Below are 26170 nucleotides of genomic sequence, written 5' to 3' on the forward strand. Positions count from 1 at the left end.
CGGAGTTTTGAAACTTAACTTTTATATTGACTCAATATATTGACTGAATTTTACGTCTATTCAGCAATACTACAAAAAAACAAGGCACCTCATGCTGAGGTGCCTTGCAGACTAGCTCACTAAGCTTGTTAGGCTTATCAATACAGTACTAGTAAATTAAAGCACCGATTTAACAGTTGCAACTACGTTCTCAACTGTGAAGCCGAAGTGTTTCATCAGTACGCCACCTGGTGCTGATTCACCGAATGTGTCGATACCTACTACAGCACCTTCAATACCTACATATTTACGCCAGAAGTCTGGGTGAGCCGCTTCAACAGCTACGCGTTTAACGCCTGGAATCAATACGCTGTCTTTGTAAGCTTGGTCTTGACGGTCGAATACGTTAGTGGACGGCATGGAAACCACGCGCACTTTAGTACCGGCAGCGTTCAATTCAGCAGCGGCTTGGATAGCAAGATCCAACTCGGAACCGTTAGCAATGATAATCACGTCTGGTGTTGTACCAACGCATGAGAATACATAGCCACCCTTACGGATCAGGTCGAAGTCTTTAGCGTCGTGCTTAATACCAGGCACTGCTTGACGGCTCAATACCAAGCTGCTTGGGCCTTCAGTACGCTCTACTGCAGCAACCCATGCAACGGTTGTTTCTGTAGAGTCAGCTGGACGCCATACATCCATACGAGGGATCATACGCAGACCAGAAGTGTTTTCAACTGGTTGGTGTGTAGGACCATCTTCACCTTGACCGATAGAGTCATGGGTCAATACGTAAACCACACGTTGATGCATCAACGCAGACATACGCATGCCGTTTTTCATGTAGTCAGAGAACATGTGGAAAGTACCGCCGTATGGCAACAAGCCACCGTGCAATGCCATACCGTTCATGATCGCAGCCATACCGAACTCACGTACACCGTAAGAGATGTAGTTGCCTGGTTCTTTACCACTCACGTGTTTGAACTCTTTAGCTGCTGTCAGGTTAGAACCTGTCAGGTCAGCTGAACCGCCCAGGAACTCTGGCAAGATTGGCGCCAAAGCAGTAATTGCTTTTTGTGAAGCTTGACGAGTTGCCAATTTCTCAGCTTTTTCGTTAGTTTCAGCAATGATTGCGTCAGTCAGTGCTTTCCAGTTAGCTGGCAATTCGCCTGCCATACGGCGTTTGAATTCAGCAGCTTCTGCTGGGTAAGCAGCTGCGTAAGCAGCAAATTTAGCGTCCCAAGCAGATTCACGCTCAGCACCTTTAGCTTTTTGATCCCAGCCAGCGTATACGTCAGCAGGAATGACGAATGGCTCGTGTGGCCAGCCGATTTCAGCACGTGTAGCTGCAACTTCAGCTTCGCCCAATGCGGAACCATGGCAGTCGTGTGAGCCGGATTTGTTTGGTGAACCTTTACCAATGATAGTTTTACAGCAGATCAATGATGGTTTGTCAGTGACTGATTTAGCTTCGTCGATTGCTTTTTGAATCGCAGCCTGGTCGTGACCATCTACTGAAACAACGTGCCAGCCATATGCTTTGAAGCGGCCTGCAGTGTCGTCTGTGTACCAGCCTTCGATGTGGCCGTCGATAGAAATACCGTTGTCATCCCAGAACGCAACCAGTTTGCCCAGGCCCCAAGTACCAGCCAGTGCACATGCTTCGTGAGAAACGCCTTCCATCATACAACCGTCGCCCAGGAACACGTATGTGTAGTGGTCAACGATGTCGTGGCCTGGTTTGTTGAACTGGTTAGCCAGCAGTTTTTCTGCCATCGCGAAACCAACGCCGTTAGCAATACCTTGGCCCAATGGGCCTGTCGTGGTTTCAACGCCTGGCGCGTAACCGTACTCAGGGTGACCAGCACACTTGGAGTGCAATTGACGGAATGTTTTGATGTCATCGATAGAAACATCGTAACCAGTCAGGTGCAGCAAGGAGTAAATCAACATAGAGCCATGGCCGTTGGACAATACGAAACGGTCACGGTTAGCCCATTGCGGGTTAGTTGGGTTGTGGCTCAGATTGTGATTCCACAATACTTCTGCGATCTCAGCCATACCCATAGGCGCACCTGGGTGGCCAGAGTTAGCTTTTTGCACTGCATCCATGGATAACGCACGGATGGCATTGCATAAATCTTGACGTGTTGCCATTGTTTTCTCCCTAAAGATTAGAACTTGAGGCCTTATGTAAGGATGACCGCAGGCGCGTGCAATGATGACGGCTGGCGCGAAAACCCCATAAAACCTTAAATGAACGATTCTAAAAAGCCGGCAAATTAAACCGCTTTTCCTTGAATCCTAAATTATTGCTTAGATAGCCTTTTTCAGCAAGCAGAACATCAGAAAAGTCTCTTTATAATCACCTGTGTAATGACATCTGTCGGCAGGTTTCAGCTGCCGGCAGGTTGAATTCGCTATGGCAACCCGGTTAAAACGCCACCACTCGCCCGGTCAAGGCAGACTGCAGCGCCAGCTCGATTGCGCGGCAATTCGCCTTTGCATCTTCAAATGTCAGATATGGCGGCCTGTCATTCAGCACACAGTCACTGAAATGCCCGATTTCCAGATTGAAATGGTTGCTGGGCGCAAAGCGCTCTTCAGCATACTTGCCGTCTTCCAGCGCCCATGAGATCACCGGCACATCATTCTGGAACACCCAGGCGGCATGGCACTTCACCCAGCCTTTGGTGCCGATGATTTCATACTCGGATTTACGCGAGCGCTCAAAGCTGATATCAAAATGCCCGAAACGGGCACGGCCTTCTTTATCCGGCCCAAAATCCAGAACGCCGCTGGTCACGATATCCGCGCCGACTTCATTGAACTTGGCATGCGCGACCACAGACACCGGCTCCAGCGGCTTGTAACCCTGTGCCGCATTGCCCAGGCCAAAGCACCAGCGCAATGAATGGATCGCATAAGGCCCGATATCCCACATCGCACCACCGCCGGACTCGACACCATTGGCAATACGATACATGCGCGCCGGACGCATTAGAAATGAATAACTGGCGCGCACGGAAAGCACATCGCCGATCAAGCCTGAAGCTACGATTTCCTGCACACGTGCATGCTGCGGATGGAATCGGTACATGAATCCTTCCATCACCTTCACTTTGTTATTCATGGCTGCGGCTTCGATCGCTTCAACATCGTCGACCGTCAGCGCCATCGGCTTTTCAATCAGCACATGCTTGCCGGCGTTGATTGCGTGGATCGCCCAGGTCACATGCTCGTTATTCGCCATCGGGCAGTAAACCGCCTCCACCTCGGGATTCTCGATCAGGGCAAGCAGGCTGTCATAACATTGCACACTGCCAAGATCAAAGCCCTGTGGTGCATATTTCTCCAATGTCGCCCTGGCTGCACCCTCACGACGACTTGCGATCGCCACCAGCTGCGCATTGGGGGATTCGATAATGGCCGGCAGCAAGCGCTCGTTAACACGGGCAGCGCCTAAAATCCCCCACTTTAATTTCTTATCGGTCATGACTATTCCTTTTGAGTTATTCCGCAAACCACTTGATGCTGCAGCCGATACTTGCCACCTGCTCCTTGGGCCCGCTGCCGGTCGCGGCAATCAACTTCATCGCATTAAACAGGTCTCGCGGATTATCCGCCGGCGGCTCACCGCGGCCGGCCGCATCAAAGCGGCCGCGATACTGCAATTCAAGATTTTTGTTAAAGCCGAAGAAATCCGGGGTGCAAACCGCGCCGTAAGCCTTTGCCACTTCCTGCGTCTCATCCAGCACGTAAGGAAATGAAAAATCAAACTGCGCAGCTTCTTCGCGCATACGCTCGAAAGAATCTTCCGGGTAATTTTTCGTATCGTTACTCTGGATGGCAATCGTATTGATGCCGTATTTCAGCAACTCTCGGCAATCCGCCACCAAACGCGTTTTAATCGTTTTGACATACGGACAGTGATTGCAGATGAACATCACCAGCAAACCATTCTCGCCGGCGCTATTGGCAAGCGTGTAACGCTTGCCGTCGACGCCAGGCAGATCAAAATCTACGGCAGGCTGACCAAAATTACATACCGGGGGGTTCAAGCTGACCATCTTTTCTTCCTTAATTCGTTATACTTTCACAATGCAGCAACAGCACAGTCAATGTGCATGGCAATATTGACTGGATATTATCACTTTTGTTTTCGTTTTTCTGATCTTTACAATTCTGATCTTTACAAATTGGAGTCGCTCGATTTATGGCCAACCTGCGCTTTTTTACCGATTCACCGCTCGCACTGCATGCAGACATCCAGCTTTCGGAAAATGCGGCTGCACACGCCACCCGCGCACTGCGCCTGAATGCTGGCGACAGCGCCATTGTTTTTAACGGTGATGGCTTTGATTATGAATGCACCCTGACTTCAGTCAAAAAGAATGCGGTGACAGCCACCATCACCGACGCAAGAAAAATCAGCAACGAATCGCCACTCAACATCACACTGCTGCAAGGCATTTCCAGCGGCGACCGCATGGATTTTACCATCCAGAAAGCCGTCGAACTTGGCGTAAAACAGATTCAGCCCATCAACAGCCAGCGCAGCGTGGTGAAACTGACGCACGACCGCGCCGAAAAACGCGTCGAACACTGGCAAAACATTGCCATATCGGCATGTGAGCAATCGGGACGCGCTTTCGTGCCTAAAGTACTGGCGCCCATCACGCTGGATAAATGGCTAAGCCAAAATCCACAAAGCGGCAACACACGCATTTTACTCAATCCGGTGGGGGCAAAACGGCTGGCAGAAATGTCCAAACCAGCAGCCGAGATTCAATTACTCATCGGGGCTGAAGGCGGTTTGAGCTCGGCCGAAATAACGCTGGCCGCCTCACAGGGCTTTCAGTCTATCGTGCTGGGGCCAAGAATACTACGCACCGAAACTGCGGCTTTAACGGCAATATCGGTGATGCAGGGGCTATGGGGAGATTTTTAGGCCTGGAAACTCACATGCCTCAAAACATCTGGCCAAGTTCGTCATTCCGGCCTCCGCCGGAATGACGAGGTTTTTATAATTTACATTTTTATTGCATATCCGCCTGCAAAACAAATTATCAAATAAAATATTGTGTAAATAGCAAATTTAAAATATATTTATGCTTTATTTACAAAATAAAACACCATGTCACTCGGTCTATCCATACGCAAGCGGCGCAAACTGCTGAACATCACCCTGCAAGAGCTTGCCGGCGCAACAGGCGCAGACAGCGGCAACCTTTCCCGCATCGAACGCGGCGCCCAAGGCATCAGCGAAGCGCTACTGCGAAAAATCTGCGCCGCACTGGATTGCACCCCGGCCTACCTTTACGCACTCACCGAATCAGCAGGTACCGGCACTTCGAATAACCAGCCACCCTTCAGCGTCAAGAAGCCGCAGGAATTCGTCAGCTGGTTCCGCTCCGTTGCGCCTTATATCCACGCCTTTGGCGGCCGTACTTTTGTGATTGCCTTTGGCGGCGAAGTGGTGAACGAAAAACAATTCACCACGCTTTCGCACGACCTTAACCTGCTGGCGAGCCTTGAAGTACGGCTGGTGCTGGTGCATGGCTCACGCCCGCAGATTGAAGAACGCCTGAGGCGCGCCCGGCTGGAAACCAAGCTGGCAAACGGCTTGCGCGTCACCGATGACGAAGCGATGGAAGCGGTGAAAGAAGCCAATGGCGTGATTCGCGTAGAAATCGAAGCGCAGCTATCCATGGGCTTGATCAACTCGCCAATGGCAGGCAGCGACATCCGCGTGGCCGGCGGCAACTTCGTGACCGCCAAGCCTTTGGGCGTAAGAAATGGCGTTGACCTGCAGCACACCGGCGAAGTCCGCAAGATCAATGCCGCGGCAATTCAAAAGCGCCTGGATGACGGCGAACTGGTGTTGCTGTCACCGCTAGGTTACTCGCCCACAGGCGAGGCATTCAACCTGTCGCTTGAAGATGTCGCAGTGAGCACGGCGATTGCACTGGATGCCGACAAACTCATTTTCCTGATGGATTCAGAGGGCGTACACAACCTGCGCGGCGAACTGCTGCGCGAGATGACCGCCAAAAAGGCAAAGAACCTGCTTCAGCACGTCACCGACAATGATGACGCCATCAATACTTCGGAAGATATCGCCTATTACCTGCCAGCGGCAGTTCGCGCCTGCGAGCATGGCGTTGCCCGCACCCACCTGATCAGCCGCCATATCGACGGCGCCATCATCCAGGAGCTGTTCACGCATGAAGGCATAGGCACCATGGTCACGGAACTGGGGCTGGAAACCATGCGCCAGGCCGACATTGACGACGTGGGTGCCATCCTGCAATTAATAGAGCCGCTGGAAGCCGAGGGCGTACTCGTCAAGCGCGGGCGCGAACGCATTGAAATGGAAATCAACTATTTCCAGGTGATGGAACATGATAACCGCGTGATTGGCTGCGCCGCACTGTACCCGTTCACGCAGGAGAAAACCGCAGAATTTGCCTGCCTGGCGATTGACCCTCAATACAGGGGCAGCGGCCGCGGCGACAAACTGTTTCATTTCTGCGAAGACCGCGCAAGGCAACTGGGCTTTAAAACGCTGTTCTGCCTGACCACGCACACCGAACACTGGTTTCTGGAGCGCGGCTTCAGCGAGCAAAGCGTGGATAAGCTGCCAGCCGAGAAGAAAAAACTCTACAATTTCCAGCGAAAATCCAAAGTGTTCGTCAAACAGCTGTAACGAAGGGCATACGCCCCGGCACTTCACCCTTCACCAGTAACAAGGCCAGCCTTCGGCTGGCCTGATACACAATGCAACTGCATTTACCTGAAAAAACGGGAAAACCAGCCTTCATCGTTATTTCTTTTTTTCTCGTTCACGATATTCACCATATTCGCCTTGACCGTGCCCACATAGTCGGCGTCATCACGCTTGATATGGTTAATCAGCCATGAAACCAGCATCTGGTGCAGGCTTTCCGCAACATCTTCGCCAAGATTGAAACGCTCTACATATTCGTTAACGCGACGTACAAACAGCTCATGCACTTTTTTATGCGGTTTCGCAAACTTGTAACCCGCTTCTTCCTGCAAACTCTCCTCGAAAGCAAAGTGCGACATGGTGTAGTCAACCAGGTCTTCCAGCACACGGCCAACCGCCCCTCTGTCACCACTCGCATTTGCCGCTTCCAGATCGTTGATGTAATCCACGATTCTGCGATGCTGCTTATCAATCACCTCGATATCCGTATCAAGATCCGCACTCCATATAATGGCCATAATGTATTTTCCTTCTATTAAAATTGATGCTGATGCGATTCCCCACGCGGGAAGCCATACGAACATCAGCATTTAGAATATTGATTCCTGATTTAGCGTCATGGCAGGTTAGCATCCAGGCAACCTGATTTATCCAAACCCTGCCGGTTTTAGGAGGGCGTAGGTTATAGAAGTAGCGGATGCAACGAATTGATATACATCAACTAAGCGCAATGGCTATCGATCTCCGTTAAAATATTGACGGCATTTTTCTAAAAAATGATCCCGGTTTTTGGTTACAATACTGCATAGAGAAATTACGCTAATCCTTCATCACGGAACCCCTATGCTTAACCAGACCACTGCCGCCAAAAAAGCCAAAACCCTAGCTGAAGCACTGCCCTACATCAAACGCTTTTTCGATAAGACCATCGTCATCAAATACGGTGGCAACGCCATGACGGATGAGCATCTGAAAGAATGCTTCGCCAAAGATGTCGTGCTGCTGAAACTGGTGGGCATGAATCCGGTTGTAGTGCATGGCGGCGGCCCGCAAATCAATGAGATGCTGGATAAACTCGGTAAAAAGGGCGAGTTTATCCAAGGCATGCGCGTGACCGATGAAGAAACCATGGACGTAGTGGAAATGGTACTCGGCGGCCAGGTCAACAAAGAGATCGTGAACCTGATCAATCGCCACGGCGGCAAGGCAGTTGGCCTGACCGGGCAGGACGGCAATTTCATCCATGCGCATAAACTGATGATGGAAGACAAGGACGACCCGACCAAATTGATCGACATCGGCCAGGTAGGCGAGATCACCGCGATCGACCCCAGCATCATCAACTTTCTGGACACCGGCGATTTCATTCCGGTGGTGGCGCCTATCGGCGTAGGCAAAGACGGTGAAACCTACAACATCAATGCTGACGTAGTCGCCGGAAAACTGGCCGAGATACTGAATGCGGAAAAACTGGTACTGCTCACCAATACACCGGGCGTACTGGATAAAAACGGCGAACTTCTCACCGGCCTGACCCCCAGGCAGATTGATGACATGGTGGCAGACGGCACACTCTCAGGTGGCATGCTGCCAAAAATCAGCTCAGCACTGGATGCAGCCAGAAGCGGTGTTAAAGCGGTGCATATCATTGATGGCCGCGTTGAACATGCGCTATTGCTGGAAGTACTGACCGATGAAGGCGTGGGTACGCTGATTAAGGCTAAGTAATTTTATTAGCCTCAGATGAACACAGATAAACACGGATAACCCAATCTGTTTGACATGCCTTTGGTTTTTTATCTGTGTGCATCGGCGTTCATCTGTGGCTAAATTAAGCTTTTAAAAACCATGACCAAAATCTGGATTTTTGACCTGGACGATACGCTGCACAATGCTTCGGCGCATATCTTTCCGGTCATGAACCAGACCATGACGCAGTACATCATGGACCATCTTGACCTGGACGAACATGCAGCGCATAAGCTGCGCAAACACTACTGGCGGGTTTATGGCGCAACGCTCAAAGGACTGGTGCGGCACCACAATACGGACCCCTGCCATTTCCTTGAAGAAACACACCAGCTGGAAAACCTGCATGATATGGTGATTCAGGTAAAGCGCCTGCGCCATACATTGGACAGCCTGGACGGGCGCAAACTGGTGTTCACCAATGCACCGCGCAGCTATGCCCTGCGCGTGCTGGATATCATGGATATCGAAGACGTGTTTGAATTGATATTCAGCGTTGAATCCACCAAGTTCCACGCCAAGCCATCAGTACGCGGTTTTCAGCAATTACTGAAAACCATCAAAGCCAAAGCCAGTGACTGCATCATGCTGGAGGACAATCTGGAAGCGCTGAAAACCGCAAAAAGGCTGGGCATGAAAACCGTATGGGTGACCAGGCAGCTGCACAAACCGAGTTACGTGGATTACCGCATCTCATCAGTGTTAGCACTTACTCACATTAAGATATAATAAGCTCTTTACGCGGATCGCTACACATCATCATTCACGTAAAAGCCGCATCATATTTTTTACCGCTATTTAGATAAGGACAACAACATGGCAGGCGAACGCAAACAGCAAATATTACAGACACTGGCCAAAATGCTGGAAGCCCCCAAACGTGAAAAGATTACCACGGCGGCACTGGCCGCCAAGCTGGAAGTATCAGAGGCGGCACTTTACCGGCACTTTGCCAATAAGGCACAGATGTTTGAAGGCTTGATTGCGTTCATTGAAGAAACCATTTTCGGCCTCATTAACAAGATCAGCTCCGAGGAAACAGAAGGCCTGCGCCAAGTGCATCGCACAATCACGATGCTGCTGCTGTTTGCGGAAAAAAACCCGGGCATGACACGCGTCCTGATCGGTGACGCCCTGGTGAATGAAGATGAAAAACTGCAGCAGCGCATCAATCAGCTGTATGACCGCATTGAAGTCACGTTAAAACAAAGCCTGCGCATCGCAGAGACCCAATTGGGGAAAGCGGGCAATGCGGAAGCCCAGGCCAACCTGATTATCTGCTACATCATCGGCCGCTGGCAGCAATATGCCAAGAGCGGATTTAAACGCAAGCCGACTGAATTTGTGGTGCAGCAGTTATCAAATTTGCTTTAACTGAACTTTAAAAATATATTCGCAAATTATTATCGATCTAAAGCCTATCACTTCCGTCATTCCGGCCTCCGACGGAATGACGGCTTTTTGATATTTTCATTAAAATTTGAACCAATTTTTGCTTCGTACAAAGTTCTCATATCGTTATCAAGATACAACCCGGCTATAATATTAAGCTGACTAATGTAACATCACTTGTCAGCTAAACAGGAGAAAGTCTTGGAAGGTACAATTTTTGGTTTAACAGAAGCCCAGATCACCGAGCTTGGCATGACCTATGGCGTAGGTGGTTTGATGCTGCTGATGGTATTTATCGTCGGGCACCTCGCCTGGCAATCCAAAGTGGGGAAATTTGGCACGTTTATTTTATTCCTGGGGCTGACTTTCGGCCTGGTTGGATTTATCGCAAAATACATCATTCAGCATTCACTGGGCATCTAAACCCCATCACAAAAACTGCGCAGCGGTATTTATCCGCAAACCGTCCTGATCGCTTCCAGCCTGGCTTCGAACACCTTGACTTTTATCTGCTCCGGAGCCTCGCATGCAGCCGCTACGGCACCCGCATCAACAGTAACCGCCGCTTGCAATACTTTCAGCATTAAGTCAGCAGCCGGTGTTTTGCAATCTGCATAGCCAGTTCGTCCGCGCGAATCTGCTTCACACGCTTTCAAAAAATCTTTAAACCTGTCCGGCTGCCGAATAGCATCCAGTTCCACCAGAAACTCCAACAAGGTCGCTGGCCGCATCTGCAAAGCTTGGTGCAATTTGCCATGAAACTTCGCCACCATGACGCCAAGCTCTTTGCAGTCATTAGGCACACGCAAGCGTTTACAAACCTCTTTAAGCAAGCTGGCACTGCGCTGCTCATGGCCAATATGTTTGGGCAGGATATCCGTAGGCGTAGTGCCTTTGCCCAAGTCATGCATCAGCGCCGCAAAACGAATCGGCAAACTAAAGTTGTGCTGCGCCGCATAATCAACCACCATCATCACATGCACGCCGGTATCGATCTCCGGGTGATGCTGTTCCGGTTGCGGCACGCCCCAGAGCCTGTCCAGCTCCGGCAGTATCTTTTGCAGCGCGCCGCACGCCCGCAGCACTTCGAACATACGCGACGGCTTGGCTTCCATCAGCCCTTTGGCCAGCTCCTGCCAGACGCGCTCTGCCACCAGCGCATCCACCTCACCGGCTTCAACCATCTGCCGCATCAGCTCCATGGTCTCGGGCGCCACGCTGAAATCTACCAGGCGCGCTGAAAAGCGTGCAACACGCAAGATTCTGACCGGGTCTTCCGCAAAGGCATCACTGACATGGCGCAGCGTTTTCGACCGGATATCCGCAGCACCGTTGAACGGATCGATCAACCGGCCGTCGTCAGCTCTGGCAATGGCGTTAATCGTGAGGTCACGCCGTGCCAGATCCTGCTCCAGCGTCACATCCGGCGAGGCATGTACCGTAAACCCCTTATAGCCCTTGGCGGTTTTACGTTCAGTACGTGCCAGTGCATATTCAGCCCGGGTTGCCGGATGCAGGAAAACCGGGAAGTCTTTCCCTACCGGTTTAAATCCGGCAGCCAGCATCGCCTCCGGCGTACTGCCGACGACCACATAGTCCTCATCCTTTACCGCAAAGCCCAGTAGCTCATCACGTACAGCTCCACCGACGATATAGGTTTGCATCATTCCTGCCCGTGCTATCTCGCGGCAAAGCTTCTGAAACGGTCATATTTACCGCGCTGAGTAGCATCGACCAGGTATTCAGGGATAACCACTTCCATGCTTGCCGGCTCTACGCCAAAAATCTCCGGAAACGGCTGCTGGCTGACGCTATCGACTTCCATCGAGCGTACGTTATCGCGTGACATCAATTTGACTGGCAGCAGCTCCATCATAAAAGCCTGCGCATAGGACAGCATATTGCACAAACCAAGCAACGGACGCTGTACGCCCAGCACAGACATTACCTGCTGCACCAACTGCCGGAAGCTATAGACTTTTGGCCCAGCCAGTTCGTAAACCTGGCCGTAGGTGCGCGTATCCCGGATACTCGCCACGAAACAGCTGGCTACGTCCTCCACCCATACCGGCTGGAACCTGGCATTCGGTTTCGCCAGCAGCACGACCGGCAGAAACCTGATCAAAGCAGCAAACAGGTTGATAAAACGATCGCCACGGCCAAAGATGACAGATGGGCGGAAGATGGTGATGTTGATTTTTTGTGCGAAGGCAAGCAAAGCGGCTTCGCCGGCGGCTTTTGTACGCAGGTATTCACTTGGTGCTTTGGCGTCAGCCTGCAGGCTGCTCATCTGCACCAGTCGTTTGATACCCGATGCCTCGCAGATTCTTGCGAGGCGTGCCGGCAACTGGTGATGTATCGCATCAAAGCTGGCACCGCCGCCCTGATGCAGTATCCCGATCAGGTTAACGACGGCATCGGCGCCATCCACTCCGGCAGCCAGCTCCCGGTCATTCATCACATCGCACTCCACAACATTCACATTAGGCAACAGAAACAGGTGCTTGCCGGAGTCGCGCCTGCGCGTGAGCACCGTCACTGAATATCCGGCCTGATCTAATTTAGCGACAACACTGCTACCAACAAAACCTGAACCACCTAATACACATATTTTTCTTAATTGCATGCTAAACCTTTAAATTTCCTCATTTTTATTACATAGGCTCCGCAACGGGAGCCTGTTTATTCTTCATCTGTTTCGGCCACGACCAGTTCCGGCTTGTTTGTTCCAGGTATCACGCCCAGACGGGACTTCAGGCTCGATACGGAGCGCCCAAGCCTGGGCGCATACATCTGTGCGTTGGCCATGACTTTCTGCACATAGTTCCTCGTTTCGGCAAACGGGATCGTTTCTATATAAATTGCGGCCTCCATGGGCTCACTCGCCATCCAGCGCTTGGCACGGCTGGGCCCTGCATTATAAGCGGCCGTCGCCATGACTGCCTGGCCATTCATCATTTCGAATGTATAGCGTATGTAATAGGTGCCGATGCCTACGTTAGTCGTGAGGTCATGGATCAGGTCATTACTATAGCCATTCAGCCCCATGCGTTTAGCTGCCCATTTTGCGGTGGCAGGCATAATCTGCATCAGGCCGGCCGCACCTACACCGGATTTTGCATAGTGCATAAAGCGGCTTTCCTGGCGCGCCAGGCCATAAACCCAGGCTTCATCCACGCCTTCATTCTCTGCTGCCGTGCGGAACAAATCACGATAAGGCGTTGGATAGCGCAAATTGAAATCATGCAGCTGCTTCGTATTATCAGCAGTGGTAATGGCAATGTCATACCACTCCTGGCGCATGGCGTAGGCCGATGCCGCCAGCAATTGCTTGTCATCATAGTTGCGGGTTGCCCATACCCACTCCGCTTTTGCTTCCCAGCGCATCCCGAGCCTCTGCAGTTCCAGTGACCGTTTGATCGCCGGCTGGCTGGCAATCGCTGTGACTTCAGCATCCGTCACTTTGTATTCCTGCTCCACGTTGCTAATGCTGCTCTCGATATCCTCCGCGGCCAGCCAGCCATAATAATGACGCTCCCTTGATAACGGCGCCAGGATTTTATTCGCCTCAACGCTTAATCCCCTTTCTTGCAGCGCGCGCGCTTTCCAATAGCGCCAGCCGCCTTCCTGCTGCTGTTCAGGCTGCATTGCGGAAATGACTGCATCTACCATCTCCCAATCCTGGGCACGCAGCGCGGCACGTGCCTTCCATGCGAGCTGCTCTTTATCCAGGCTGGTATTTTTTGCAAAGGCATAGTATTCAAGCGCACCCGGATGATGTGTACGTGCCGCGTGGTAGGCCACCCGGCCCCAGGCGAACGCACGGTCATCAGCAGTGAATTTATACTGCATCTGCTTCAGTTCCGCAGCAGCTTCCGGCACATTGCTGCGTGCCAGTCTGTCAACCGCGAACAGGTTGGTCTCTATCCCGGCACGGGTTTTAAACGACGCGCTGACTTTAGTCGACACGGTCTTTTTACGGATCGTTTTCACAACCTTGGCTTTATCATCGAGCAAAGCTTTGGGCGTCCCGTTTGCAATATCCAGCAGCTGAAGGTCGGCTGCATCAAAATCAGCGATACGTCCTGCAATGCTTTTAGCCAGGGGCAATTTTCCATTCTGCAATGCCATCCTGAATCTTTCCCAGAGATCGTCCTGCGTAAGCGCCCCGGATTTCTGCAAGCTGTCGAACAGGGGATTGCAGCTGGCCGGCAGGTCGGCAGTCGTCATCCACAGTTTCCTGGCCTGGGCCGCAATATCCGCACCAACGCCCTCAGCAATGCTTCTGCCCAACAGGGCATAACACTGCACGGCAATATCTTCACGCTTATAGTTGGTGTATTGCTCGAAAAACGATTGCCAGTCCTGCTGCTTACCCAGCTTCTTCAGCCACTCGCCGCGCAGGCGTTCGGCAAACGGGAAGTTGCCGTATTTAGCCAGAAAATCCTGTACCTCGGCACTATCCGCTTTATCCAGCCTTAGCAGCATCAGCCAGTAATCGGCATAAGGCGCCAGCAGATATTCCTGCGCATTCAGTTCTGCCAGGTCGCTGGCAAGCGCGGCCTCGTTCTTTGCATTGTAGGATTCACGCGCGTGCTGGAACAGGGCCTGGTCAGACATCGCCAGTGCCGGTGCGGCAAACAGTGACAGGAACACCAGCGCCAGCCCGGCGCTGGACGGCAAGTGTTTGCGAATGAAACTGGAGGCCGGCTTAAACATAGAATATACGCCGCAGCACAAAGAGCACCGCCGCCACCATGGCTAGATAGAACGAGTATTTGATGAGCTTTTTGAAATACTGCAGATACTTTTGATCGTCAAACAGCAGATACAAGCCTAGCAACACCATTGCGGCAATCACTAGCAGAACAAATGTCAGGCGCATCATTAACACTTTATTCGCCCCTTTCTCAATATTGCAATTTGCTTACTGTTTAATCTACTGCCCGCCCACCTTGCGGGCCCGTCAGGTTCCAGCCCTGCTATTAAAAAACCGGTTCCGGCACCAGTGCCCCGGACTGCGGCTGGAATGCATCAGGCGCATCCTGCAATTGTTCAAACGTCGTGTATTCCCACGCGGTTTCATCTTGCAGCAATGCGCGCAGCAGTTGGTTATTCAGCGCGTGACCGGATTTATAGGCATAAAATGCACCCAGCACAGGATGCCCCAGCATATAAAGATCGCCAATAGCATCCAGCACTTTATGTTTCACGAACTCATCGTCATAGCGCAGGCCATCGGCATTGAGTACGCGGTACTCATCCAGCACGATTGCATTCTCCAGACTGCCGCCGCGCGCCAGGCCATGGGAACGCAGGTATTCAACCTCGTGCATGAAACCGAAAGTTCGCGCACGGCTGATTTCCTTGATATACGAATCAGCGGCAAAATCAATTTTGACATTATTACCGGATTGCTCAAAAACCGGATGATCGAATGCGATGGTAAAGTCTATCTTAAAACCATGATAAGGCTCGAAACGCACCCACTTGTCGCCTTCAACCACTTCTACGGTTTTCTTGACGCGTATGAATTTTTTAGGGGCAGACTGTTCCGTAATGCCTGCTTCCTGCAACAGAAAGACAAAAGGGCCGGAGCTTCCGTCCATGATAGGGATTTCAGAAGCATCGACATCGATATAAACATTGTCCACACCCAGGCCGGCCAGCGCCGACATGATATGTTCAACAGTCGCAACGCGGGCGCCATTGGCTTCCAGCGCCGAGCACATTCTTGTATCGTGCACGGCGCCGGGGGTCGCCATGATTTCATTGGGCAGAGGCAGATCCACCCGTTTGAAAACAATACCGGTATCAGGTGCAGCCGGGCGCAGGGTAAGAGTAACCTTTTCGCCGTTGTGCAACCCGACGCCCGTGGCGCTGATCGCTTTTTTCAATGTACGTTGCTTTAACATGCTTATATCAATATCCCAAATGACCTTTTAAAGGCCAAGCCCTTTTGTCGGTCTTGCAAACTGCCTTGCTCTTTCAAAGATAAGGTCACGAATCAGGCTGAAACTTCCGCTGACAGTGCCACACACGCAGAACTGCTGTTCTGCATGTCAGCTTTTTATCTTAATAATCAAGCAAATAATAACATATTTAGCTAAAAGCCGCTTTAGCCAAGCCGTTACCATCTACCGGCAAGCTTGCTCCAGGCGTGTGATTAATCCGCCTGTTTGCGTAAAAATGCCGGAATATCATACTCTTCCACACCGGACATTTTCATCGCTTCAACCTGTGCCCGACGGCTATTCGTGCCAAATACTGCCGGCGCCTCATCCTCGATCACGGCAGCATTGCCGACAAATACCGGCTGGTTAGTCGTACCGTCACGCACCACTTGTTGCGGCATCACGCGCAGCTCTGGTTTCTGCTGACGGCGCTGTGTGCCGGTCAGGCCTGTTGCCACCATCGTTACACGTAAGCCATCGCCCATGTTTTCATCAAATACGTTACCGACAATCACAGTTGCGTCTTCTGCGGTGAAGGCTTTGATCGTATTCATCACGTCGTAGTACTCTTTCATCTTGAAAGAGCTTGAAGTCGTGATATTCACCAGAACGCCACGTGCATTGGCCAGGTTGACGTCTTCCAGCAATGGGCTGGCTACAGCCTGCTCAGCAGCGATACGTGCACGCTCCGGACCGGTTGCCATGGCAGATCCCATCATCGCCATGCCCATTTCACTCATCACCGTGCGCACGTCGGCAAAGTCGACGTTCACGGTACCGGCGCAATTGATAATCTCGGCAATGCCTGATACTGCATTGTGCAGCACATCATTTGCAGCACGGAAAGCTTCCAGGAACGGTACGTCTTCACCCAGCACTTCCATCAGTTTTTCGTTTGGAATCACAATCAGCGAGTCCACGAACTTGGATAATTCATCTAGACCATCAGTCGCGACTTTAGTGCGTTTTCCTTCGAAAGAGAAAGGTTTAGTCACTACCGCTACGGTCAGGATACCCATTTCCTTTGCAATCTGCGCAATGATAGGCGCTGCACCGGTACCGGTACCGCCACCCATGCCTGCCGTGATAAACAGCATATCGGCACCGTCGATCAATTCAGCGATGGCATCGCGGTCTTCCAGTGCGGCTTCACGGCCGACTTCAGGCTTGGCACCCGCCCCCAGACCACGGGTCAGCGTCTCACCGATCTGCAGCACGGTTTTGGCCTGGCTCTTTTTCAAAGCCTGCATATCGGTGTTGGCGCAGATAAATTCAACGCCGCCCACATTCTTTTCAATCATGTGTGCAACCGCATTGCCGCCGCAACCGCCTACACCGATGACTTTAATCACAGCTTCCTGTGAATTTTTTTCCATAATCTCAAACATTTTAGTGCCTCCTCTTTTTGACTTTATTTACATCTGCCTGAATTACTCTTTTTTACTGCTTTACACTTGCTAACTACTAAAAATTGCCCTGGAACCAGCTTTTCATCTTGTCCATGATCCTGCCGAATGAACTGGATTCCATCTGTCCGCTCAAGTGCCGCTCCAGCTGCTGCTTGCCCATCAGCACCAGTCCCACGCCCGTTGCATAGCGCGGGTTGCTAATCACTTCAGATAAACCGCCGACATAGCGCGGCATGCCTAAACGTACCGGCATATGGAATATTTCCTCACCCAGCTCCACCATGCCGCGCATCATTGCTGAGCCGCCGGTAATGACGATGCCGGATGCGATCATTTCTTCCATGCCGCTGCGGCGCAGTTCATTGAGCACCAGCTCATACAGCTCGACGATGCGCGGTTCCAGCACTTCCGCCAGCGTCTGTACCGACAGCTGGCGCGGATCACGGCCATCAACACCCGGCACTTCCACGATCTCGCGCGGATCAGCCAGCTGGCGCAATGCGCAACCGTGCTTGATCTTGATTTCTTCTGCTGCCTGCGTAGGCGTGCGGAAAGCCACCGCCACATCATTGGTCATCTGGTCACCCGCAATCGGCACTACCGCCGTATGGCGAATAGCCCCCTGCTTGAATACGGCGATGTCCGTCGTACCGCCGCCGATGTCCACGAGGCAGACGCCCAGCTCTTTTTCATCTTCCGTCAGCACGGCAAGGCTGGATGCCAGCGGCTGCAATATCAGGTCACTCACCTCGATGCCGCAGCGCTTGATGCATTTCACGATATTCTGTGCGGCTGCAACGGCACCGGTCACGATATGCACTTTCACTTCCAGCTTCATGCCGCTCATGCCCAAGGGCTCACGCACGTCTTCCTGGCCGTCTATAATGAATTCCTGCGTCAGGATATGCAGTATCTGCTGGTCAGCCGGCAAAGCTATGGCACGCGCAGTCTCGACGACGCGATCCACATCCATCTGCGAAACTTCTGCATCCTTGATCTTTACCATGCCGTGTGAATTCAGGCTTTTGATATGGCTGCCGGCTATGCCGGTAAACACATTGTTGATTTTGCAATCCGCCATCAGCTCCGCTTCTTCCAGCGCGCGCTGTATGGATTGCATGGTGGATTCGATATTCACCACCACGCCTTTTTTAAGGCCGCGTGAAACGTGCTGGCCAAGGCCAATTACTTTCAGCGTGCCTTCCGGCTGCAATTCGGCCACGATGGCGACGATTTTAGAGGTGCCTATATCCAGGCCCACGATTAAATTCTGATCTTCTTTGATTCTGCTCATTATTCATCCCTTCCGTGAATCAGGTCACGGTCTTTGTCTGCTTACTGCTGGTGTCGATTAATCTTTTACCACTGGCCTGCTTGGTTTCCCCTTTTACTGCATTAATTGCCAGGCCTGCTGCAACAGGCTGGGGCAACTTCGCGCCTTCTGTAGGTCTACGCACCGCAAACCCGTTCGGGTAACGTAAATCCGCATAAGTGATTTTCTTATTCAAACCCGCAATCGTGCTGTTATAAACTTTGGCAAACTTCTCCAGGCGCGCTTGCATGTCCGTACGGCCCAGCTCAACCACGATGCCGTTGTTCGTTGTGATCTGCCAGGCACGCCTTGGCGTCAGCGCCAGTGTCACGACTTGCAGGTTTGCCGTTTTCAGCACCTTGTTAAATGCGTCATATTGCGAAGCCACTTCTATCACCCCGTCACTTGGCCCATAAAACACCGGCAGGTCGCTGCCGGACGCAGCATGAAACAGCTCGCCCTGCCGGTTCACGAGGGCGACAGTGCTCCAGCGCGCTACAGCCTGATGCTCTTCTATCATCACCTCCAGCTTATCCGGCCAGCGGCGGCGCACGCTGACCTTGCGTGCCCATGGCAGCTTTTCAAATGCATCACGCGCCTTGATCAGGTCCAGCGTAAAGAAATTACCTTTCAAATGTTTTGCTACGATCAACTGCACCTGTTCACGGCTCACATGATTGAGCTGCCCATCCACCTTCACTTCACGCAGCGGGAAAATCGGCAGATGCACGACCACGTAAAGTACGGCGTACAGCATGACCACAACGCTAAGCGCAAACAGCAGGTTGGCAATCCAATTCAATAATGTGGGCTTATGCCACATGTGCAAGCTCCAATATACGTATCACCAGTTCATCAAAACCGATGCCGCTGGCTTTTGCCGCCATCGGCACCAGGCTATGGTCTGTCATGCCCGGGCTGGTATTCACCTCCAGAAAGTAATGCCTGCCTGCTTCATCCATCAAAAAGTCAACGCGCCCCCAGCCCCTGCATCCGATTGCGTTGAAAGCCTGCAATGCCTCCTGCTGGATCTGCGCTTCTTTTTCTGCGCTCAAACCGCATGGGCATAGATACTCAGTATCGTCACGCAGGTATTTCGCTTCAAAATCGTAGAATTCATTTTTCGGCACGATGCGTACGATCGGCAGTGCTTTATCGCCGAGTATGCCAACGGTGTATTCACCGCCGCCTACAAACTGCTCGGCGATCACCAGCGGGTCAGATTTTGCCGCCAGTTCATAGGCCGCCTGCAAGCCACCGGCCTGTTTCACCTTGCTGATACCGATGCTGGAGCCTTCATTCGCCGGTTTTACAAACAAAGGCAAGCCCAGCCTTTTTTCAATCGCAGCGAAATCCGAGTCCGCCTTTACCAGTTCAAATGCCGGGGTACTGATACCCGCCGCTGACCAGATCATTTTGGTACGCCATTTATCCATGCCGATTGCCGACGCCATAACGCCACTGCCGGTATAAGGGATCCCAAGTAATTCCAGCGCCCCCTGCATTGCTCCGTCTTCACCGAAACGGCCATGCAATGAAATCATGGCACGGTCAAAACCCTCCAGGTCATGCAGCGGGCGTGTTGCCGGATCAAAAGCGTGCGCATCGACGCCCTGCCTTTGCAGTGCCGCCAGCACAGCTGAACCGCTTTTCAGTGAAACCTCGCGCTCACCGGATTTACCGCCAAACAACACGGCTACTTTGCCAAAATTACGCATCATTTCCTTACCTCTATTTCACTTTTCCCTTGCTCGCCTGTTTTCAGCTCGCCAAGCACTTTCACTTCCTGCTGCAATGCCACGCCCTGCTTCTGCAATACGGTTTCACGCATATGTTTAATCAACAGTTCAATATCCAGTGCAGTGGCACCGCCGATATTCACAATGAAATTGGCATGTTTCTCCGAAACCTGCGCACCGCCTATGGTGTATCCTTTCAAGCCGCTTGCCTCAATCAGCCGCGCTGCATAATCCCCTTCCGGATTCCTGAAGGTAGACCCGGCACTTGGCAGGTTCAAAGGCTGTGAAGCCAGCCTTTTCGCCAGCAAAGCCTTGATCTTCTGTGTCGCCTCCTGCGCATCGCCCTGTGCCAGCTGCAGCCATGCCGCTACAAACCACTCGTCCGCCACCGGCATTGCGATATGGCGGTAAGTCGGCACAAACTCGGCAGCATCACGCGTATTCAATTCACCGCGCCGGTTAACGGTAGTCACACGTTTCACCACATTCCAGGTCTCGCTGCCATAACAGCCCGCATTCATCGCCAGCGCACCGCCTAATGTACCGGGGATGCCTGCAAAAAATTCAGCCCCCTGTTTTGCCTCTTTTGCGCAGAACTTTGCCAGTTTTGCGCAGGTCACTCCGGCCTCGGCATACACCAGGTCACCATCCATACGTTGTGCTGTCAGCACGTTATGCATGAGCACCACCGTGCCGCGCACACCGCCATCACGCACCAGCAGGTTAGAGCCCAGCCCAATAAAATTGATCGGTTCGCCGGCATCCAGGCTTTGCAGGAATGCACACAAATCATCCAGCCCGGCAGGAATGTAAAACTGATCGGCACAACCACCCACACGCCAGCTGGTATAGCGTGCCAGGGGTTCGTTCAACAGTAATTTTCCGTTATGCGGCTTCATTGTTTTGTCTAGTCTCTAATTTGCCAGGTCTCTGGTTTTTGCGGCAACCTGCCCGATAGAACCTGCCCCCATTACAATCACTACATCCGCATCCTGTGCAACATCCAGTATCACCTGCGGCAATTCATCCGTGGTTTCCACAAACATAGGCTCTACCTTGCCTGCAACGCGAATCGCGCGAATCAGCGAACGCGTATCTGCCGCAACGATTGGCGCTTCGCCTGCGGAATACACTTCTGTCAGCATCACCACATCGGCGCCGGACAGTACTTTTACAAAATCTTCAAAACAGTCGCGGGTCCGTGTGTAACGATGCGGCTGAAACGCCATCACCAGGCGGCGGTTCGGAAACGCGCCGCGTGCCGCTGCAATCACGGCCTGCATTTCCACCGGGTGGTGGCCGTAGTCATCGATCAGGGTGAATGTGCCGCCTGATTTTGCGGCGATTTCACCATAACGCTCGAAACGCCTGCCTACGCCCTTAAACTCCCTGAGCGCCTTGATAATGGCCGCATCCGGCACATTGAGCTCACTGGCGATCGCGATCGCTGCCAAAGCATTCAGCACATAATGATTGCCCGGCAGGTTCAGGGTCACATCAAATTCAGTCGTCACGCCATTAATACGCTGCACCGTAAAATGCATCCTGCCGTTTTCGGCACGCACGCCCTTTGCACGTATCCTGGCATCTTCGCTCAAGCCGTAGGTCATGACAGGCTTGGTGACACGCGGCAGGATCTCGCGGATATTGGCATCATCGACACACACCACAGCCATGCCCCAGAACGGCAGCTGCTGCAGAAACTCTACAAATGCACTCTTGAGTTTCTCGAAACTGTGCTCATAGGTATCCATGTGATCCTGGTCAATATTCGTCACCACCGCCATGACCGGTGTCAGATGCAGGAATGACGCGTCCGATTCATCCGCCTCGGCCACGATGTATTCACCCGTACCAAGCTTGGCATTTGCATTTGCGGCTTCCAGCTTGCCGCCGATCACAAATGTCGGATCCATGCCAGCCTCAGCCAGGATGCTCGCGATCAGGCTGGTGGTTGTCGTTTTGCCGTGTGTCCCGGCCACGGCAATGCCCTGCCTGAAACGCATGAGTTCTGCCAGCATCAATGCCCGTGGCACTACCGGTATCTTCTTCGCCCTGGCAGCTTTCACTTCCGGGTTCTCTTCATTGACGGCTGAAGACACCACGACCACATCCGCGTCTTTTACATTGGCTTCCGCATGCCCCTGGTATATCGCTGCACCGAAACCTGCCAGACGCCTGGTGGTGGCGTTTGCAGCCAGGTCTGAACCGGACACGCTGAAGTCCAGATTGATCAGCACTTCTGCAATGCCGCTCATACCGGAGCCGCCGATACCCACGAAATGCACATTTTTCACTTTATGTTTCATCGTGCTACCTCCTTGCAGATCACGGACACATTGGCAGTCGCTTCCGGCTTGCCTAATGCACGTGCTTTTCTTGCCATATCCAGGCATTGTTCGCGGCTGAGGCTGCCCAATATTCCAGCCAGTTTTTCCACACTCAGCTCATCCTGTTTTATCAGCAGCGCCGCGCCAGCCTCTGCCAGATAAGCGGCATTGGTCGTCTGGTGGTCATCCACCGCAAACGGAAACGGCACCATCAGCGCCCCAAGGCCTACAGCCGAGACTTCCGCCACGGTCAGCGCGCCAGAACGGCAGACCACAAAATCCGCCCATGCATACATTTCTGCCATATCCTCTATAAATGCACGTGCATCCACAGCCACACCGGCTTTTGCATAATTGCTTTTCAAGGCATCGATATGCTTGACGCCGCTCTGGTGAACCACCTGCGGCCGCTGTTCTGCCGGCAGCCTAGCCAGCGCCTGCGGAATCGCCTCGTTCAAGGCATGCGCACCCAGACTGCCGCCAACCACCAAGATACGCAGCGCATCTTCGCGCCCTGCAAAACGTGATTCCGGCGGCGCCAGATGTGCAATATCCGCACGTACCGGGTTACCTACCAGTATCGCCTTGTCGCCGAATGCGGCAGGAAATGCCGCCAGCACGTGGTCAGCGATTTTTGCCAGCACCTTGTTGGTTAAACCCGCGACTGAATTCTGTTCATGTATCACCAGTGGCTTACCCAGCAGTTTCGCCATGAACCCACCCGGGAAGGCCGCAAAGCCCCCCATACCCAGCACCACATCAGGCTGATGCTGCCTGATGGCATGCATGCTCTGGCTAAAGGCTTTGATTAGTTTCACCGGCAGCAGCAGCCAGCCCAGCAGTCCTTTGCCGCGCACTCCCTGCATATGGATCATGGCTTTGCTGTAGCCCTTGCCTTCTATCAGGCGGTTTTCCATACCGCCGGCTGTGCATAGCCATACGACCTGCCAGCCTTCGGCCTGCAAATGATCTGCCACCGCCATGGCCGGATAGACATGGCCACCGGTACCGCCCGCCATCACCATCAAGGTTTTTGTGACTGGTTTACTCATACCGGCAAACCTTTCTGCAACCTGCGATTCTCGAAGTCGATGCGCAGCAATATCGCCATCGCAATGCAATTTGCCAGAATGCCGCTGCCGCCAAATGAGAGCAGAGGCAGCGTCAGGCCTTTGGTTGGCAGCAGCCCCATATTCACGCCCATATTGATAATGCCCTGCACACCGATCCACACACCCAGGCCCTGTGCCAGTAAAGCCGCAAAATAGCGTTCATTCTCGATCGCTTCTTTCGCCATGCCGAATGCCCGCAGCACGATCCAGGCAAACAGGCCAACCACGGTGACCACACCCGTAAACCCGAGCTCTTCTGCGATCACTGCCAGTAAAAAGTCAGTATGTGCCTCAGGCAGGTACAGCAGTTTCTCCACGCTGGCACCCAGGCCTACGCCCAGCCATTCGCCGCGGCCGAATGCAATCAGCGCGTGCGACAACTGGTAGCCCTTGCCATAGGGGTCTGCCCATGGATCCATAAAGCCGATGACGCGTTCAAGGCGGTAAGGAGAACTCCAGATCAGGAAGATGAAACCGATCACGAGCAGCACGATCAAACCGCCGAAGATACGGCCATTGATACCGCCCAGCCACAGAATGGAAATCGAGATCGCCGCAATGACGGCAAATGCCCCGAAGTCAGGCTCTGCGAGCAGCAGGCCGCCTACCAGCAGCATGACAAACAGCATGGGCATGAAGCCTTTTTTAAAGCTATCCATCACCGCGGCCTTGCGCACGGTGTAATCGGCCACATACATGGCGGCAAACAGCTTCATGAACTCTGACGGCTGCAGGTTGATCACAAACAGGGACAGCCAGCGACGGCTGCCGCCGACCACGCGGCCAATGCCAGGCACCAGCACCAGCACCAGCAGCGCCAGGCCTACCAGGAACAGGTAAGGCGCCATTTTCTGCCACCATGCCACGGGGATATTGAACGCGACGAATGCTGCGCCCAGGCTCACCACCATGAAAATGGCCTGGCGCACCAGGTAATAGCTGCTGTTATTGCCGACAGCCTTATCGGCTTCAGCAATGGCAATGGATGCCGAATAGACCATTACCAGGCCTATCCCCAATAAAATCAGCGTGACCCACAATAAACCCTGGTCATAATTAGGCGCGTTGATACGGTCACGGTTGAGCATGGTTACCATCATGGTCTCTGCTCCAGACGTTTAACCGCATCCACAAACACTTCTGCGCGATGCACATAATTCCTGAACATATCAAAACTGGCGCATGCCGGTGACAGCAATACGGCATCGCCTGCCTGCGCCAGTTTCCTGGCAATATTCACCGCTTCCGGCAGGTCTGCGGCATGATACAGGGCCACTCCGGTTTCCAGCAGCTCCGCCTCGATCAATGCCGCATCGCGGCCGATCAGTACCACTGCGCGGGCATTATCAGCAACCGGCTGTTTCAGTGGCGAGAAGTCCTGCCCCTTGCCGTCGCCGCCCGCGATCAGCACCACTTTCTGCGACAGACCGGAAAGCGCAGCACAAGTGGCGCCTACATTGGTGCCCTTGGAGTCATCAAAGTAATCAACGTCGTCAACCTCTGCCACCCACTCCACGCGATGCGGCAAACCTTTGAAGTTATAAAGCGTCTGGATGATAGGGACATAATCCATACCGATGCCGCGACACAGTGCAATCGCCGCCAGTGCGTTCGCTGCGTTATGCAGCCCGCTGATCTTGAGGTCGCGCATATTCATGAGCTCATGCTCACCGCAGCACAGCCAGGTTTCACCTTCTATATCTCTCAAGCCATAACTGCATTCGTCTTCGCCTGCATCGAGGCCGAACGTCACCTGCGGCAGTTTAGTGCGCGCCATCAGCATGCTCCAGGCATCGTCACGGTTCAGCACCTGCAGCCTGGCATTATAGAAAATACGCGCTTTCGCGATTGCATAGTCCTGCATGCCGGCATACCTGTCCATGTGGTCTTCAGACAGGTTGAGCATGGTTGCCGCATCCACTACTAAATTACTGGTGGTTTCCAGCTGAAAGCTGGAAAGCTCCAGCACATAGACGTCCGGCGCATCCATGCTCAAGGCATCCAGCACCGGCAAGCCGATATTGCCGGCTACGATCGTTTTCAAGCCTGCCGCTTTGCACATTTCACCGACCAGGGTTGTCACCGTGGTTTTACCGTTGGCACCGGTAATGGCAATGACCCTGGCATCAGCCGGGCGATATTGTGCAAACAGCTCGACATCACCGACAACAGGGACGCCGCGCTGAATTGCCGCCTGCACTTCAGGCTCGCTCAAGGGCACGCCCGGACTGGCAACCACCAGCTCGGCGCCTGCAAACATCTCGGCAGCAAAGGCTCCTGTATGCAGCTTCACCTGTGGAAACTCTGCTGTCAGCGCTGCTACGCCTGGCGGGTTATCGCGTGTATCGGCAACAGACAAACGTGCGCCATGGCCGTGCAGCCAGCGCAATGCGGACAGGCCTGTCTCTCCCAGCCCCAGCACCAATACCTGTTTATCTTTTAACGCGATCGTCATGTT

Annotated in this window: 24 protein-coding genes; 6 read left to right on the forward strand and 18 right to left on the reverse strand. The window is 52.9% G+C overall.

What is annotated here, in order from left to right:
* Positions 1-156: 156 nt before the first annotated feature.
* The 3 genes from tkt to GQ51_RS06430 form a co-directional block, all read right to left on the reverse strand.
* The gene (tkt, locus tag GQ51_RS06420; RefSeq protein WP_047551246.1) at positions 157-2142 is read right to left on the reverse strand and encodes a transketolase; all 1986 of its coding nucleotides are present in this window, start codon (positions 2140-2142) and stop codon (positions 157-159) included.
* 277 nt (positions 2143-2419) lie between these two features.
* Positions 2420-3481 carry a Gfo/Idh/MocA family protein gene (locus GQ51_RS06425; RefSeq protein ID WP_047551249.1) on the reverse strand — a complete coding sequence of 354 codons (1062 nt, stop codon included), beginning with the start codon at positions 3479-3481 and terminating at the stop codon, positions 2420-2422.
* 16 nt (positions 3482-3497) lie between these two features.
* Complete coding sequence (locus tag GQ51_RS06430) at positions 3498-4055, reverse strand: thioredoxin family protein (RefSeq protein WP_047551253.1); 558 nt, start codon at positions 4053-4055, stop codon at positions 3498-3500.
* Positions 4056-4201: 146 nt separating this feature from the next.
* Between GQ51_RS06430 and GQ51_RS06435 the strand changes: the two genes are divergently transcribed.
* Both GQ51_RS06435 and argA read left to right on the forward strand, forming a co-directional pair.
* Positions 4202-4936, forward strand: a complete 735-nt coding sequence (locus tag GQ51_RS06435) for a 16S rRNA (uracil(1498)-N(3))-methyltransferase (protein ID WP_047551256.1) — start codon at positions 4202-4204, stop codon at positions 4934-4936.
* A gap of 186 nt (positions 4937-5122) precedes the next feature.
* Positions 5123-6694 carry an amino-acid N-acetyltransferase gene (gene argA / locus GQ51_RS06440; RefSeq protein WP_047551260.1) on the forward strand — a complete coding sequence of 524 codons (1572 nt, stop codon included), beginning with the start codon at positions 5123-5125 and terminating at the stop codon, positions 6692-6694.
* An 83-nt stretch (positions 6695-6777) separates the two neighbouring features.
* Here the strand turns inward: argA and GQ51_RS06445 are convergent, their stop codons facing one another.
* The gene (locus GQ51_RS06445; RefSeq protein ID WP_047551263.1) at positions 6778-7233 is read right to left on the reverse strand and encodes a bacteriohemerythrin; all 456 of its coding nucleotides are present in this window, start codon (positions 7231-7233) and stop codon (positions 6778-6780) included.
* 325 nt (positions 7234-7558) lie between these two features.
* Here GQ51_RS06445 and argB point away from each other — a divergent pair, with 325 nt between their 5' ends.
* The 4 genes from argB to GQ51_RS06465 all read left to right on the forward strand — a co-directional run bounded on the left by argB (position 7559) and on the right by GQ51_RS06465 (position 10279).
* Complete coding sequence (argB, locus tag GQ51_RS06450; RefSeq protein ID WP_047551266.1) at positions 7559-8443, forward strand: acetylglutamate kinase; 885 nt, start codon at positions 7559-7561, stop codon at positions 8441-8443.
* Positions 8444-8563: 120 nt separating this feature from the next.
* The gene (locus tag GQ51_RS06455) at positions 8564-9193 is read left to right on the forward strand and encodes a pyrimidine 5'-nucleotidase (RefSeq protein WP_047551270.1); all 630 of its coding nucleotides are present in this window, start codon (positions 8564-8566) and stop codon (positions 9191-9193) included.
* A gap of 87 nt (positions 9194-9280) precedes the next feature.
* Entirely contained in the window at positions 9281-9838 is a 558-nt protein-coding gene (gene slmA, locus GQ51_RS06460) for a nucleoid occlusion factor SlmA (RefSeq protein ID WP_047551273.1), read from the forward strand.
* A 219-nt stretch (positions 9839-10057) separates the two neighbouring features.
* The gene (locus tag GQ51_RS06465) at positions 10058-10279 is read left to right on the forward strand and encodes a DUF2788 domain-containing protein (RefSeq protein ID WP_047551276.1); all 222 of its coding nucleotides are present in this window, start codon (positions 10058-10060) and stop codon (positions 10277-10279) included.
* Positions 10280-10308: 29 nt separating this feature from the next.
* On the opposite strand, the gene GQ51_RS06470 is transcribed toward GQ51_RS06465, so the two are convergent.
* The 14 genes from GQ51_RS06470 to murD form a co-directional block, all read right to left on the reverse strand.
* Positions 10309-11520, reverse strand: coding sequence for a multifunctional CCA addition/repair protein (locus GQ51_RS06470; protein WP_047553993.1), 1212 nt, complete (start codon positions 11518-11520; stop codon positions 10309-10311).
* Between the two features lie 14 nt (positions 11521-11534).
* Positions 11535-12482: a complex I NDUFA9 subunit family protein gene (locus GQ51_RS06475; RefSeq protein ID WP_047551279.1), complete on the reverse strand. Its 948-nt coding sequence runs from the start codon at positions 12480-12482 to the stop codon at positions 11535-11537.
* A 56-nt stretch (positions 12483-12538) separates the two neighbouring features.
* Entirely contained in the window at positions 12539-14575 is a 2037-nt protein-coding gene (locus GQ51_RS06480; protein WP_052177739.1) for a transglycosylase SLT domain-containing protein, read from the reverse strand.
* Entirely contained in the window at positions 14568-14741 is a 174-nt protein-coding gene (locus GQ51_RS06485; protein WP_235276182.1) for a hypothetical protein, read from the reverse strand. The genes GQ51_RS06480 and GQ51_RS06485 overlap by 8 nt, the downstream gene beginning before the upstream one ends.
* Before the next feature lie 100 nt (positions 14742-14841).
* The gene (gene lpxC / locus GQ51_RS06490; RefSeq protein WP_047551285.1) at positions 14842-15771 is read right to left on the reverse strand and encodes a UDP-3-O-acyl-N-acetylglucosamine deacetylase; all 930 of its coding nucleotides are present in this window, start codon (positions 15769-15771) and stop codon (positions 14842-14844) included.
* Positions 15772-16022: 251 nt separating this feature from the next.
* Entirely contained in the window at positions 16023-17198 is a 1176-nt protein-coding gene (ftsZ, locus tag GQ51_RS06495) for a cell division protein FtsZ (RefSeq protein ID WP_047551287.1), read from the reverse strand.
* Between the two features lie 76 nt (positions 17199-17274).
* Entirely contained in the window at positions 17275-18513 is a 1239-nt protein-coding gene (gene ftsA / locus GQ51_RS06500; RefSeq protein ID WP_047551290.1) for a cell division protein FtsA, read from the reverse strand.
* 19 nt (positions 18514-18532) lie between these two features.
* On the reverse strand, positions 18533-19354 hold the full coding sequence (locus tag GQ51_RS06505; protein ID WP_047551292.1) for a cell division protein FtsQ/DivIB: 822 nt from the start codon (positions 19352-19354) through the stop codon (positions 18533-18535).
* Positions 19344-20252, reverse strand: a complete 909-nt coding sequence (locus tag GQ51_RS06510; protein WP_047551294.1) for a D-alanine--D-alanine ligase — start codon at positions 20250-20252, stop codon at positions 19344-19346. The genes GQ51_RS06505 and GQ51_RS06510 overlap by 11 nt, the downstream gene beginning before the upstream one ends.
* On the reverse strand, positions 20249-21169 hold the full coding sequence (gene murB / locus GQ51_RS06515) for a UDP-N-acetylmuramate dehydrogenase (RefSeq protein WP_047551298.1): 921 nt from the start codon (positions 21167-21169) through the stop codon (positions 20249-20251). The genes GQ51_RS06510 and murB overlap by 4 nt, the downstream gene beginning before the upstream one ends.
* 15 nt (positions 21170-21184) lie before the next feature.
* Complete coding sequence (gene murC / locus GQ51_RS06520; protein ID WP_047551301.1) at positions 21185-22579, reverse strand: UDP-N-acetylmuramate--L-alanine ligase; 1395 nt, start codon at positions 22577-22579, stop codon at positions 21185-21187.
* Complete coding sequence (murG, locus tag GQ51_RS06525; protein ID WP_047551304.1) at positions 22576-23652, reverse strand: undecaprenyldiphospho-muramoylpentapeptide beta-N-acetylglucosaminyltransferase; 1077 nt, start codon at positions 23650-23652, stop codon at positions 22576-22578. Before murG ends, murC begins: the two co-directional genes overlap by 4 nt.
* The gene (gene ftsW / locus GQ51_RS06530; protein ID WP_047551307.1) at positions 23649-24812 is read right to left on the reverse strand and encodes a putative lipid II flippase FtsW; all 1164 of its coding nucleotides are present in this window, start codon (positions 24810-24812) and stop codon (positions 23649-23651) included. The genes murG and ftsW overlap by 4 nt, the downstream gene beginning before the upstream one ends.
* Positions 24809-26167: a UDP-N-acetylmuramoyl-L-alanine--D-glutamate ligase gene (gene murD / locus GQ51_RS06535; RefSeq protein WP_047551310.1), complete on the reverse strand. Its 1359-nt coding sequence runs from the start codon at positions 26165-26167 to the stop codon at positions 24809-24811. Before murD ends, ftsW begins: the two co-directional genes overlap by 4 nt.
* Positions 26168-26170 lie beyond the last annotated feature (3 nt).

This window comes from Methylotenera sp. G11 (assembly GCF_000799735.1).
GTDB lineage: Bacteria > Pseudomonadota > Gammaproteobacteria > Burkholderiales > Methylophilaceae > Methylotenera.

Excerpts from the sequence above, each read along its gene's own strand:
- tkt (WP_047551246.1), bottom strand. The coding sequence starts at position 2,142 with ATGGCAACACGTCAAGATTTATGCAATGCCATCCGTGCGTTATCCATG.
- GQ51_RS06425 (WP_047551249.1), bottom strand. The coding sequence starts at position 3,481 with ATGACCGATAAGAAATTAAAGTGGGGGATTTTAGGCGCTGCCCGTGTT.
- GQ51_RS06430 (WP_047551253.1), bottom strand. The coding sequence starts at position 4,055 with ATGGTCAGCTTGAACCCCCCGGTATGTAATTTTGGTCAGCCTGCCGTA.
- GQ51_RS06435 (WP_047551256.1), top strand. The coding sequence starts at position 4,202 with ATGGCCAACCTGCGCTTTTTTACCGATTCACCGCTCGCACTGCATGCA.
- argA (WP_047551260.1), top strand. The coding sequence starts at position 5,123 with ATGTCACTCGGTCTATCCATACGCAAGCGGCGCAAACTGCTGAACATC.
- GQ51_RS06445 (WP_047551263.1), bottom strand. The coding sequence starts at position 7,233 with ATGGCCATTATATGGAGTGCGGATCTTGATACGGATATCGAGGTGATT.
- argB (WP_047551266.1), top strand. The coding sequence starts at position 7,559 with ATGCTTAACCAGACCACTGCCGCCAAAAAAGCCAAAACCCTAGCTGAA.
- GQ51_RS06455 (WP_047551270.1), top strand. The coding sequence starts at position 8,564 with ATGACCAAAATCTGGATTTTTGACCTGGACGATACGCTGCACAATGCT.
- slmA (WP_047551273.1), top strand. The coding sequence starts at position 9,281 with ATGGCAGGCGAACGCAAACAGCAAATATTACAGACACTGGCCAAAATG.
- GQ51_RS06470 (WP_047553993.1), bottom strand. The coding sequence starts at position 11,520 with ATGCAAACCTATATCGTCGGTGGAGCTGTACGTGATGAGCTACTGGGC.
- GQ51_RS06475 (WP_047551279.1), bottom strand. The coding sequence starts at position 12,482 with ATGCAATTAAGAAAAATATGTGTATTAGGTGGTTCAGGTTTTGTTGGT.
- GQ51_RS06480 (WP_052177739.1), bottom strand. The coding sequence starts at position 14,575 with ATGTTTAAGCCGGCCTCCAGTTTCATTCGCAAACACTTGCCGTCCAGC.
- GQ51_RS06485 (WP_235276182.1), bottom strand. The coding sequence starts at position 14,741 with ATGCGCCTGACATTTGTTCTGCTAGTGATTGCCGCAATGGTGTTGCTA.
- lpxC (WP_047551285.1), bottom strand. The coding sequence starts at position 15,771 with ATGTTAAAGCAACGTACATTGAAAAAAGCGATCAGCGCCACGGGCGTC.
- ftsZ (WP_047551287.1), bottom strand. The coding sequence starts at position 17,198 with ATGTTTGAGATTATGGAAAAAAATTCACAGGAAGCTGTGATTAAAGTC.
- ftsA (WP_047551290.1), bottom strand. The coding sequence starts at position 18,513 with ATGAGCAGAATCAAAGAAGATCAGAATTTAATCGTGGGCCTGGATATA.
- GQ51_RS06505 (WP_047551292.1), bottom strand. The coding sequence starts at position 19,354 with ATGTGGCATAAGCCCACATTATTGAATTGGATTGCCAACCTGCTGTTT.
- GQ51_RS06510 (WP_047551294.1), bottom strand. The coding sequence starts at position 20,252 with ATGATGCGTAATTTTGGCAAAGTAGCCGTGTTGTTTGGCGGTAAATCC.
- murB (WP_047551298.1), bottom strand. The coding sequence starts at position 21,169 with ATGAAGCCGCATAACGGAAAATTACTGTTGAACGAACCCCTGGCACGC.
- murC (WP_047551301.1), bottom strand. The coding sequence starts at position 22,579 with ATGAAACATAAAGTGAAAAATGTGCATTTCGTGGGTATCGGCGGCTCC.
- murG (WP_047551304.1), bottom strand. The coding sequence starts at position 23,652 with ATGAGTAAACCAGTCACAAAAACCTTGATGGTGATGGCGGGCGGTACC.
- ftsW (WP_047551307.1), bottom strand. The coding sequence starts at position 24,812 with ATGATGGTAACCATGCTCAACCGTGACCGTATCAACGCGCCTAATTAT.
- murD (WP_047551310.1), bottom strand. The coding sequence starts at position 26,167 with ATGACGATCGCGTTAAAAGATAAACAGGTATTGGTGCTGGGGCTGGGA.